This window comes from Pseudomonas sp. LTJR-52 (genome assembly GCF_003691465.1).
Classification (GTDB): Bacteria; Pseudomonadota; Gammaproteobacteria; order Pseudomonadales; family Pseudomonadaceae; genus Chryseomonas; species Chryseomonas luteola.
In genome coordinates this window covers 965,731-977,956 of record NZ_CP033105.1, presented here as the reverse complement: position 1 = coordinate 977,956, position 12,226 = coordinate 965,731, and the positions used below count along the sequence as shown (strand labels likewise).

At 55.1% G+C, this 12,226-nt stretch carries 7 protein-coding genes and 1 pseudogene; 1 reads left to right on the top strand and 7 read right to left on the bottom strand.

All coding sequences use genetic code 11. The annotated features are described in order from the left end of the window. Window positions 1–315: 315 nt before the first annotated feature. Entirely contained in the window at window positions 316–939 is a 624-nt protein-coding gene (locus EAW52_RS04435) for a hypothetical protein (RefSeq protein ID WP_122041556.1), read from the top strand. Window positions 940–996: 57 nt separating this feature from the next. Here the strand turns inward: EAW52_RS04435 and EAW52_RS26730 are convergent. From EAW52_RS26730 to livM, 7 genes and pseudogenes are all read right to left on the bottom strand, one after another. Further along, window positions 997–3,774 (bottom strand): annotated as a pseudogene (locus tag EAW52_RS26730) (glycoside hydrolase family 5 protein). Window positions 3,775–4,281: 507 nt separating this feature from the next. Next, on the bottom strand, window positions 4,282–5,958 hold the full coding sequence (locus EAW52_RS04415; RefSeq protein WP_372238883.1) for a glycoside hydrolase family 5 protein: 1,677 nt from the start codon (window positions 5,956–5,958) through the stop codon (window positions 4,282–4,284). Between the two features lie 883 nt (window positions 5,959–6,841). Then, window positions 6,842–7,603: an SDR family oxidoreductase gene (locus EAW52_RS04410; protein ID WP_122041551.1), complete on the bottom strand. Its 762-nt coding sequence runs from the start codon at window positions 7,601–7,603 to the stop codon at window positions 6,842–6,844. A gap of 735 nt (window positions 7,604–8,338) precedes the next feature. Further along, window positions 8,339–9,271, bottom strand: coding sequence for an ornithine cyclodeaminase family protein (locus tag EAW52_RS04405; RefSeq protein ID WP_122041550.1), 933 nt, complete (start codon window positions 9,269–9,271; stop codon window positions 8,339–8,341). A 90-nt stretch (window positions 9,272–9,361) separates the two neighbouring features. Next, a complete protein-coding gene (locus tag EAW52_RS04400; protein ID WP_122041549.1) occupies window positions 9,362–10,078 on the bottom strand; it encodes an ABC transporter ATP-binding protein in 717 nt (238 codons plus the stop codon). Continuing rightward, window positions 10,075–10,950 (bottom strand): ATP-binding cassette domain-containing protein, encoded by an 876-nt coding sequence (locus tag EAW52_RS04395; RefSeq protein ID WP_122041548.1) that lies wholly within the window; start codon window positions 10,948–10,950, stop codon window positions 10,075–10,077. The genes EAW52_RS04400 and EAW52_RS04395 overlap by 4 nt, the downstream gene beginning before the upstream one ends. Beyond that, the gene (gene livM / locus EAW52_RS04390; RefSeq protein ID WP_122041547.1) at window positions 10,947–12,224 is read right to left on the bottom strand and encodes a high-affinity branched-chain amino acid ABC transporter permease LivM; all 1,278 of its coding nucleotides are present in this window, start codon (window positions 12,222–12,224) and stop codon (window positions 10,947–10,949) included. The genes EAW52_RS04395 and livM overlap by 4 nt, the downstream gene beginning before the upstream one ends. Between the last annotated feature and the right edge of the window lie 2 nt (window positions 12,225–12,226).

Here is a 12,226-nt window from a genome sequence, read left to right as displayed (position 1 = left end):
CCATTGAGGTCGTTGACCAGGGTATGGAGAAATTGCACGTAGAACTCCTTACATTCATTCAACGCCAGGAAACGGGCGCTGAGCCATGAGGTCTAGCCAATGAGCGTCGCGCGCTGGAAACCACGCCAGGAAAGCCGAGTACAACTCAGCGGGAAGAAACGTCTGTGCGGTGCTCAATGAGGCTAGTAATAATGCGGCACCCCGGATCAATGGGTTAAACGTCATCCGGAGCGTGGACGGATGCTAGCACGTGTCTTTCGGAACGGGTCGGAAATTAGCACGTCCGCCGCCCTCTCTTCATACCAGGAGCACGCCATGCCGCTTTCCGCCGAAGTCCGCTGGTTTTGGCCCGCACTGCCGGGTACTGATCTGATCGACTGGTTTCACCGGTCCGATCTGTGGGATCAGCCACCGGGAGGCGGAATACACAAGATGCACCACTATCTCCGGGACGCCAGTCAATCTGACCTCGGTATCAAAACCCGTGGAGACTCAACCGTTGAGGTAAAGGGACTGGTCATACCTAACTGGCATACTCTGGACGTCTCGCCGTTCAAGGGGCCTGTCGAGTTATGGCATAAATGGCATTCCGAGGCCTTGACGCTGACACCGTATCCTACGGTTGCCGTTCAGAAGCAGCGCAGGCTTCGCCTGTTTACGGTCGAGCAGGCCGCTCTGCGTGAAATCGCATTGGATGAAAACGAATCCCCTTACGAAGCCATGCCGTTCGCAGGCTGTACCGTAGAACTGACTCAACTCTGGGTTGATGGCCATGCGGCCGGCTGGACGCTGGGGCTTGAGGCCTTTGGTAATCGGCACGTTCTAGCAGCGCAGTTGAACGCGGTGGCAGCCTACCTGAGTACTCGCCGCCCACCGAGATGGCCCGAGGCTACACGCAACCATTATCCCGGCTGGCTGAAGCAGCAGGTAGAACCTTGACGTTATCAACAGCCGGGCCCTCCCAATGCCCGGCTGTATAGTCTCGTTGAAGCGGTTTTACCGGCCCGGACCGATTGCGGTACAGCTGGTGTCGTTCAGGTGCTTTCTCAACGTGGGCCACTGCGGGCGGCTTTGTCCGTTAATAGGCTCGACGGACAGACTGTAATTCCCCCAACCCGGACCGGCGGCCCAGTAGGTGGCCGGTACGCAATGCTGCTTGAGGTAGGTCAGCATGTTGTCCATGACTACATTCCAGCGGGAATCGCTATCCGGTACGCCAAACTCTCCAATAAAGCCCTTCTTGTTGTTCTGCTTGAGCCACTCCACAAAGGGCTTCACCCGATTGACGCCAGCCTGAGCAGACAAACTGTCAGCGCTCAGCTGGGTGTAGGAGCCACCGCCATCGGCGTCGAAATAGACGTGCGCCTCATAGATCAGCTTGTTGACAGGATCCTTCAAGTCCTTGAGAGAGTCGCTCCATACCGGCCACCGTTCGGCGCTGGCCCAGGCATTGCCCTCCACAAAGATCAGGTGAGCCTTGTCAGCCTGCCGGATCCCGTTGATGGCGTACTGCGCCGCTGTAGGCCAGTACGCCACGGCGCCGTTGGGCTCATTCATGATGTCGTAGCCATAAATGGCCGGGTGGCTACCCCACTTCTGAGCGATCCGGTTCCAGACATTCTCGAAGCGATAATACGGTACGCTGCTCGTACCGATGATATGGCCGCGATAGCGCGCATAATTATGCAGATCCAGAATGACCCGGATGTTGTATTTGTGGGCATAGTCCAGTGAGCGGGAAATCAGTGAGGCGTAGGTCTGATCGAGGGAATATCCCAGCCCTGGCTGGAGCCGCTCCCACAGAATGGGAAAGCGGACCAGCCTGATTCCTCTTGCACTCCAGTTCTTGAAGGTCTCTTCCTTGGCAAAGATATAGTTCTTCTCGTTGATTCCGGGCAAAACCGTACCTGCAAACTCGGCACCTGCCATGTTAAGTCCGACGAGATTAACTTGCTCAGCCTGTACCGCAGTACTTCCCAAAGCCAGTAACGCAGTTAATGAAAGTGCCTTAGATACGCCTCGCGTTATACCAAAATGTTGGGTTACAGATAAAAACTCATATTCACCAAATTGCCAGTAACTTTTTTACGCGCGAGCAATGCCCTGACTCAAAAGAGCCATATAAAAAAGTCCCAATTGACCGGCTATATTGTTTTAGCCGACGGTTATTTCATCCTTACGATGAACTTCCCGACCTCAACCCTGAGTGATGGAAGTATTTGCCAGCTAATCATCGAGCTGGCGACAACAATGAACGGCCTAAAAAGCCGCCATTGAGGGCATGCGTATCGGTGAACAGGCATTGCCCGCACAGTCGAAACGCAACTATTTGCCAATACCAGGAATGGCGAATAATGAACGGGGTATGAAAACGCCCGCCGAGAGGTATCGCATGGCATCGAAAACGCAGGATCGTTCAGTGCCTGCCAAGCCTTTTACAGCACGTTGGCTGACCCGATAAATACCTTGCGCAGGCCAATATCGATACAGGAACCGGTCCTGGGAAAACCCAGCCAGCATGCGGCCTTTAGCCATCATCCGGGTCGTGTTAACCGGGGGGACGCAACCATAAGCGTTTGCGCTGTGATCAGGGCGACCGCTCGTCGAGAGAAGGGAAATTTATCTACTGGATCAAGGATTTAGATCTGAACCCAAAGGGCCCGACAGCAAAAAGCCCGGACCAGTAGGCCGGGCTTTTTCGAACCGCTTTTATTTAAGCGGACCGTATGCGGTGCAGCTGGTATTGTTAATGTACTTCTTCAGCGTCGGCCACTGCGGACGCTCCACGCCGTTGACAGGCTCTACAGCCAGGCTATAGCTGCCCCAGCCCGGGCCTGCGGCCCAGTAGGTAGCCGGTACACAGTTCTGCTTCAGGTAGGCCAGCATGTTGTCGACCAGGGTATTCCAGCGCGGATTGTTATCCGGTACGCCGAACTCACCGATCATGCCTTGCTTGCCGTTCTTCTTCAGCCACTCCACGAAGGGTTTCACACGCTCGACGCCATAATTCACGTCCAGCTTGTTTACATCAACGGTTTCGTAGGTGCCGCCAGCGTTTTCATCGAAGTAACTATGGGCTTCGAAGATAATCTTGTTGGACGGGTCTTTCAGACTCAACAGGGAGTCGTTCCACTGGGCCCAGCGGGTCGCTTCGGCCCAGCCGTTACCCTCTACCAGGATAGGCCTTACCTTATCGACTGCCCGGACGCCATTGATCCCGTACTGAGCAGCAGTAGGCCAATATGCCAATGCACCGTTGGGTTCGTTCATGATGTCGTAGGCATACAGTGACGATTGCCCACTCCAACGCTGAGCGATGCGGGTCATCACGTTCTGATAACTGCTGTACGGGACGCCGCTCGTACCAATGATCTGGCCGCGATAACGCGCATAGTTATGCAGATCCAGAATGACCTTCACGTTGTATTTCTGCGCATACGCAAAGGTCTGGTCGATCAAGCCTGCATAGGTTGCGTCCAGATTGCCATTGAGCGTTGGCTGCAAGCGCTCCCACAGGATTGGAAAGCGAATCAGCTTGATGCCCCTTGCGCTCCACTGCTGGAAATAGGACTCGGTTGGAAAGATGTAGTTAGTACCATTCACGCCAGGCAAAACCTGTCCGGCAAAATCGGCACCGGACATATTGAGACCGACGAGATCAACCGGCTCAGCTTGGACAACCGAGCTGAACAACGCTCCTGCTGCCAGCACAGGCAGCACTTTTTTCAAGACACGAACAGACCTGATTGCATTCAGGACGGACAGAGATTTCATTAAGCTCACCATTACTGCTAGTGATGTTCAAGGCGCAGAAAGCCAGCCCCTGGATCGGGGAAGTCGACAAGATAAATCTGGCGTACGCCGTGAACCGGCCATGGGTGGCCGAGCCGAGTGTCATCCTTACGATGAAACTTTCCGGCACTCAGTCCTGAGCTGTGGAAAGTATTTGCCAGCGCGAACAGCCGCTGACGATAGCAACAGACAATCTAAAAAATTGCCCTGCCAGGCGGGTGTGATACAGCGGTACAACGCTGCTTCATTACACCCTGGATGCCAATACCTGATGGCGAAATAACCGCTGGGGCCGCGTTGTGAACGGCTTCAGTGTTGAGAAAGCTGTCAGTTTTCCAGCGTCGACCCTTACTATTCAATGTCCATGCCAAACAGCGCACGTTGGCCTGAGGCACCGCCTTATCAAAGGCTGGAAAACACTTGGGATGAAGAATCGAGCCCTATAAAAAACGGGGACTTAAACATCCCCGTTCTGTGTTTCCGGATCGGTTACTGGCTAACTACCGTCAGCGCGTTTGGATAACCAACGGCGGAACCGTTGAGAAGCGTCGTGGTGTCCAGGAAGACGCTCATGTTGCTACCCACCATCTGTACTGATTTGATCTTGTAGACCTGACCATTGGCCAAGCGTACCGAGGCACCGGTCTTGAAGGCCGACGTGTTGGCTGCCGTTGCCGGAAGCGAAATCGCAGCCGCCTTGCGCATGACACCGTTCAGCCAATCAGTATTGGTGAAATTGTTCATCGTACTGGTCGCAACAACGGCCGGAGCGGTTGGCGCAGGCGTCGGTGCGGGTGCAGTTGGGGCTGGCGTCGGCGCAGGGGTAGTCGCCCCCGTACCTGCCGCGTCCGCCACGGTCAGCTTGTTCGGGTAACCCACAACAGCGCCATCCAGTGCCGAGCTGTTTACCCAGACGCTCATGTTGCTACCCACTACCTGAACGGACGAGATTTTGGTTACGAGGCCATTCGCCAGACGCACAGAAGTACCTACCTTGAATGCTGCCGTGTTGCCTGATGTCGCCGCTACGGAGAAGCCTGCTGCCTTTCTGTATACACCGTTGAGCCAGTCTGCATTGGTGAAGTTGTTGATAGCGCTCGAATAGCCTGTGCTGGTTGAAGGCACGGTGGGTGTCGGAGCCGGAGTAGGCGTCGTCGCAACCGGTGCCGTGAACGGGCCAATCGCTGTACAGGTAGTGTTATCGATGTACTTCTTCAGGGTCGGCCACTGAGGACGATCCTGCCCATTGATCGGCTCGACCGACAGGAAGTAGCTGCCCCAGCCTGGACCTGCAGCCCAGTACGTAGCAGGAATACAGTTCTGCTTCAAATAAGCCAGCATGTTGTCCATGAGCAGATTCCAGCGCGGATTGTTATCCGGTACACCGAACTCGCCGATCATGCCCCTCTTGCCATTTTTCTTCAGCCACTCCACGAACGGCTTCACACGCTCGACGCCGTAGTTGGCGTCCAGCTTGTTCACGTCGATGGCGGTGTAGTTACCACCGGCATCCTCGTCAAAGTACGAATGCGCCTGGAAGATCAGGTTGTTGGACGGATCCTTCAGGTTCAGCAGGGAATCGTTCCACCATGGCCAACGGGTCGCTTCGGACCAGCCGTTACCTTCGATCATGATCGGCTTGACCTTGTCCACCGAACGAACGCCATTGATGCCGTACTGAGCCATGATGGGCCACTGGGTCATCGAATCATGCGGCTCGTTCATGATGTCATAGGCATACAGGGACGGCTGGCCGCTCCAGCGCTGGGCGATCAAGGTCATGATCTGCTGGTAGTGGTTGTAGCTCACGTTACCCGTACCAATGATGGTGCCGCGATACATGGTGTAGTTATGCAGGTCCAGGATGATCTTCATACCGTATTTGTTGGCATAGCCGAACGTACGGTCGATCAGCGCGGTATAGGTAGGGTCCAGTGCGCCGCCCAGGGTCGGCTGCAGGCGCTCCCAGATGATGGGAAAGCGGATCAGCTTGATACCCTTGGCGTTCCACTGCTGGAAATAGGATTCAACCGGGAAGATGTAATTGGTACCGTCGATACCCGGCAATACCTGGGCAGCAAAGCCTGCACCTGACAGGTTTAAACCTACCAGATCAACCTGTTCTGCATGTACAGCAGGGCTGGCCAAGGCTACGGCAGCAGCCAACGGAAGAACTTTCTTAAAAAGACGAGTAGCGCTAATTTTATTTAAAACAAAAGAAACTGAAGTTTTCATCTATCCACCAAACTACTAGTGATATTAGGCACAAGCGCTTCCATAGCCCAGCATTTAAGGGCTAGCGCCAAAAGACACGCTTTCACGTTGAGTTGTATCTAGGCCGAGCCAATAAGTGGCACGGGATTAACTTCATCCTTACGAATGAACTTCCCTGCACTCAACCCTGAGCTATGGAAAGTATTTGCCGGTCAAAACCAGCAGCAACAATAAACAGCGTATTAACCGTTATTGTCGGGCATTGCACTCTTATGAACTTTCTACAAGATGCAAAAAGTTCAGTCGGCAATGAAATGCCAATACCAGGAATGGCGATGAAAACATTCTTCTTTAAGCTAATTAACTGTGCCTTACTAATAACTCTTAAACTTAATAAGACTTCAAAAGTTGAATGTTCCCGGTGACCCTAACGCGGCGTCACGTCAGTACTTATTCAAGGGGCGTGCCAATTACCAAGAAACAGGCCAGCCAAAGCGATGACCGTTCGTCGCCCGTTTAATTGAGCGCCTCAAGGAAGGGGTTTAGCGAGGAGATGGGAGAAAAGAAGATAACCGGTTACTAAGGCCATTGAGCCGCAACCCATGATGGCATTATGGTTATTCCTGACGCTATTACTGCGTCATCATTCTGGCATTCTGCTCCTATGTGTCAGAATGCTGACTCCTTGCCAGCATGAGACGAAAAGCTCTTCCAAGAAGACCTTGAGCGTATAAGCTCTCAAGCATGGGACACGCCAATAAGCGGCGCTATATCGTTTCAGCTGTATCGACAGCTACCGTAGACGGCAGAGACATACTCTGCCGTCATTATGCTGTCACTCGCTTCGATGAATATTGAACCCGTTCCAGGCTTGGCAGGTCGCCATAAGCTCGATCCGATTGATATTGACATGCTTGGGCTGGTTCAAAGCCCAGTGGATCGACTCGGCGATATCATCAGGTGTCAGTGGGTCAGTTCCGGCATATACGGCGTCGGCCTTGCTCTTGTCGCCACCAAAGCGCACCACGGAGAACTCAGTCTCGGAAAGCCCCGGCTCGATGTTGGTCACACGGACGCCTGTGCCCTGCAGATCGCAGCGCAGGTTCAAGGTAAACTGTTTGACGAACGCCTTGGTAGCGCCATAGACATGGCTACCCGGGTACGGCCAGTTACCGGCAACCGAGCCCAGATTGACGATGCCAGCGCCCGCACCGTAAGCAATCAGTCTGGGTAATAACAAGCGCGTGCAATACAGGACACCTTTGATATTGGTATCGACCATGGTGTCCCAGTCATCCAGATCGCACTGCTGAGCGGGTGTAGTACCCAAGGCCAGCCCCGCATTGTTGACCAGACCACGCAGGGTCGAAAACTCTTCAGGCAACCCGTTGACTGCCGCCTCGACAGCTGCACGATCCCGAACGTCCAGCACAATCGGATGCACCTTGGTGTGCGCGGAAAGCTCTTCTGCTAACGCGCTCAGGCGATCCTCGCGACGGCCAGTAATGATCAGGGACCACCCATCCTTGGCAAAGCGGCGCGCAGTAGCCGCGCCAAAGCCGGATGTTGCGCCGGTAATGAACAAAGTCGAAGTCATCGATGCAGCTCCTTGAGGTCGAAAGGAAATACCCGGAGAGTAACGCACTCTTTGTCGCTTGAGGCGGTACAGTTATAGCGAAACAGCTCTAAAATCAGCTATTGGCATCCTGGTTGTTTTTTGATCAACCTTTCAAGAGCCAGACAGTATAAGGGCTGTGTACAACCATTCAGATGTTATTCACAGGCTTGCTCGCGTTAACCGTGCATAACGTTGAACCCAGCGATTTCTGCATGAAAAACCTGGCGTAGCGACCCTCGGAGCGTGGATAAACAGACGCACTCCAGCGTTGATCATTTTTTGAGCATGCCTCTAGAGAGACGGTGGTACATGGCGTCTGGCCATGTACTCCAAGGTTATACACAACCTTGCTCGCCGAAAACGTGTATAAAACCAGCATCCTGCATTTAAAAATAACCGCTCATTTTTTAACCAATTCTCGCTAAGCCTTGCCACATGCGGCTTGCATGGAGTCTTCCAAGTGTTATCAACAGGCTTGCTCATACTATTAGTGGGTATGTTGATAACTATCTGAGAGTGGTTACTACTGCCCTCTGTATGATTGATCAAAAAGTAACCATCTATCTGTAAGCCTTATATTTTAAGGGCAGCAGACAGGTATCCTAGGGTTATCCACAAGGTGCTCCACGTGTAACGTGGGTAAGTCAGGGCCTTGCCCAATAGAGCAGACTTTAACTGCTAACACATGGCACTAAAGGGTGTTGTTCACACAGGTCACATGTTATGCAGTACGTACTGCGCAGCCAGCAAGTCTTCTACCGCATAGCCTACGGATTTGAACAAAGTAATTTCCTGATCATCGCTGCGTACGCCATCCCCTTGCAGAACGTGCCTCAATTCTGTGTTGAGATCGCTTTCCTGGATCACGCCATCACCAAGTGCGAACAGTAAATCGCCCGCCTCCTCCAAAGCACCCTCGCGGGTATCCACTACGATGCGTGCCCGCGCAACGGCTGCTGAATCGGTCTCACGCATAGAGGGAAGAAAGGCACCGACCAGGTCCAGGTGGCAGCCGGGGTTGAGCCACTCGCCCAACACCAGCGGCTCTCGAGAGGTGGTAACACACGTAACCACATCGGCATGCCCTACGCTCTGCGCCAGGTTATCGCTTGCTGAAATCGGATAGCCCTCCCCCTGCAGGCGCTCAGCAAGGGCTTTGGCCTTGCTGTAATCACGCCCCCAGATTTCGATCCGGCTGTAATCACGCACAGCCGTATGGGCACGCACCATATGGGCAGCTAGCGTTCCCGTACCTACGATGGTCAGGCTCAACGCATCCCGCCGGGCCAGATAGTCAGCCGCCAACGCCGATGTGCAGGCGGTACGCCGAGCCGTCAGTTCCGAGGCTTCCATCAAGGCCAGGGGCTGGCCTGTCACATCATCAAACAAGGCAAACACTGCCGCAACCGAAGGCAGATCGCGTTGGCTATTTTCCGGAAACACAGTCACCAGCTTGACGCCAATGCCCTGCCCTTTCTGCCAGACCGGCATGTTCAACAGCGATGCCTGTCCCTCGGGTAGCGCGTAAGCCTGCCGGTTGGGTGCAGTGCCAGGGTGGGCCAAGCCACTGCGAAGCGCATCGATCAGCCCGGCATAATCCAGAACAGCGGCCACCTCGGCATTGGTGAAAAAGCGGATGGATGACATGCGAACTCCCCTGTTGGAAAGACATACTCGACGGCACGCGGCAACGGCCTGCGTCAGTACCATGGAGCCTGACGCAGGCTGAACGGCGGCTTAATGGCCGCCCAGGTAGGCTTCGCGCACCTGAGGATCAGCCAGCAGTTCCTGGCCGCTGCCCGTCATGCGGATCTCTCCCGTCACCATGACATAGGCCCGGTTCGATAACCGGAGCGCATGGTTGGCATTCTGCTCGACCAGAAAGATCGTCATGCCGGCCTGCGCAAGCTCACGCAGGATCTGGAAGATCTGCTTCACCACGATAGGCGCAAGCCCCAGGCTCGGCTCATCGAGCAGCAGCAGCTTGGGTCGGCTCATGAGCGCCCGGGCGATAGCCAGCATCTGCTGTTCGCCTCCAGACATGGTCATGGCTCGCTGGTTACGCCGCTCCTTGAGGCGCGGAAACAGCTCGAACATACGTTGCATGTCCTCGTCCACGTGCTTGGTGCCGATGGGGATAGTGCCCATCAGCAGGTTCTCTTCCACACTCATGTCAGGAAAGACGTGCCGCCCTTCCGGTGATTGCGCGATACCGTTGGAAGCAACGAAATGGGCGCTTTTCTGGGTAATTTCCTCGCCTCGGTAGATGATCTGTCCGTTACGCGCCCGCGGCTGTCCAAAGATGGACATGAGCAAGGTGGATTTGCCCGCCCCATTGGCACCGATCAGGCTGACCGTCTCGCCCTCATTGATGTGCAGCGAAACGCCCTTGAGCGCCTGGATCGGCCCATAAAATACGTCGACGTTTTTGAATTCCAGCAAGGGTGTAGTCATGCCACTTCCTCCTCATCCGCGCCAAGGTAGGCGGCAATGACCTTCGGATTGTTCTTGATCTCGTCCGGCAGGCCCTGGGCGATCACGTTACCGTGATCGAGCACGACGATATGGTCGGAGATGCTCATGACCATGCCCATGTCGTGCTCGATCAGCAGTACGGTGATGCTGTGCTCGTCACGCAGGTGTCTAATGATGGCCGACAGCTTCTCGGTCTCGGCAGGGTTAAGACCCGCAGCTGGCTCATCCAGACAGATCAGTTCCGGTCGGGTGCACATGGCGCGGGCGATCTCCAGACGGCGCTGCTGACCGTAGGACATTTCCCCAGCAAGGCGGTTGGCGCACTCGGTCAGCCCCACCACCTCCAGCCAGTAAAAGGCTATATCGAGTGCCTTTTCCTCTGCACGACGAAAACCCGGCGTGTTGAAAACGCCCGCTAGCAGGTTGCGGTTGATCCACATGTGCTGGGCTACCAGCAGGTTCTCGACCACGGACATTTCCTTGAACAGGCGAATGTTCTGGAACGTCCGCGCAAGGCCGGCACGGTTCACCAGGTGCGTCCCGCCAAACATCTTGTACCAGAGGCGACTGCCGAACTGGGCAGGGTTGACGAAATCGGTGGGCTGAAACGGCTCCCCCATGATTCTGCCCACGTCCGTTTCGCGCCCGTCAGCATTGCTCAAGACGATGCGACCATCGGTGGCCTTGTAGAATCCGGTCAGGCAGTTGAAGACTGTAGTTTTGCCCGCCCCGTTGGGACCGATCAGGGCAGTGATGGAATGGCGACGAATGCTAAAGGCCACATCGGAAAGCGCCTTGATCCCGCCGAAACGCATGCCCAATCCGTCAACGGTAAGAATGTTGTCGCTCATGGCGCTACTCCCTTGCGAATCGCGAATCCACTGCGGCTGATGCGGATCAACCCGCGAGGACGCCACATCATCATCACGACCATCAACACACCAAACACGAGCATGCGGATGTCGCCGAACTCACGCAGCACCTCGAACAGCAGCGTCATGACAAAGGCCGAAATGACCACCCCGACGGTCGAGCCCAGGCCGCCGAGCACCACAATGGCCAGCACCAGAACGGACTCGAAAAAGTTGAATGACGCCGGATTGATAAACCCTTGGTAGGTGGCAAAGAAAACCCCGGCAATCCCGGCGGTGGACGCACCGATCATGAAGGCGGAAAGCTTGACCAGAACATGGTTAAGGCCCATGGCGCGGCAGGCGATCTCATCCTCGCGCAACGCTTCCCAGGCACGACCAATAGGCATGCGAGTAAGGCGATGCTTGATATAGAGCACCAGTAGCACGATGAGGAATAGCACGCTGTAGATGAAGATCATCGTGGCGTTGGGGTTGTAGGAGATTCCCAGCAGCTCATGGAGAGGCACGCCGCCCTCCTTGGCCCGCCGACCGAACTCAATACCAAAGAATGTCGGCGACGGTGCTGAAATTCCATTAGGGCCGTTGGTGAACTCCAGCCAGTTGTTGAGCACCAGACGGATGATTTCACCAAAGCCCAGGGTCACGATGGCGAGGTAGTCGCCGTGCATCCTGAGCACCGGAAAGCCAAGAATTGCCCCAGCTACCGCAGCCATGACTGCAGCAAGGGGAATCATCGTCCAGAAGCCCAACCCCAAGTATTGGTAACCCAGCGCCAGCCCATAGGCACCGATGGCATAAAAGCCGACATAGCCCAGGTCCAGAAGACCGGCGAGCCCGACCACGATGTTCAGCCCCAGGCCAAGCAGCACATAGATCATGCAAAGGATGACCACGGTCAGCCAGTACTTGGTGGCTAGGAAGGGAAAGATCAGCGCGACCAGAATCACGATAGGCAGGATGTACCGCAGATTCGACTTGTGTCCGGGCGGCAGCACATGCACGCCCCCATCGTTGCGCTTGAACGACTCGATCCAGGTACGTCCCTTGGACGTCTGGCCGAACAGGCTGAGCAGAAAACGCCCCGCCATCACCACCGTCACCATGATGCCGACACGCTGAGGCTCCAGGTTGAAGCCATAACCGTCGAGCACAATACCTACGATGGGCCCGAACAGGATGAGCGAGACCAGCCCGACCATGAAGGTATCACGCAGGATGACCTTGAAATCGAAGGAAGAAGTCTGGGTCATAA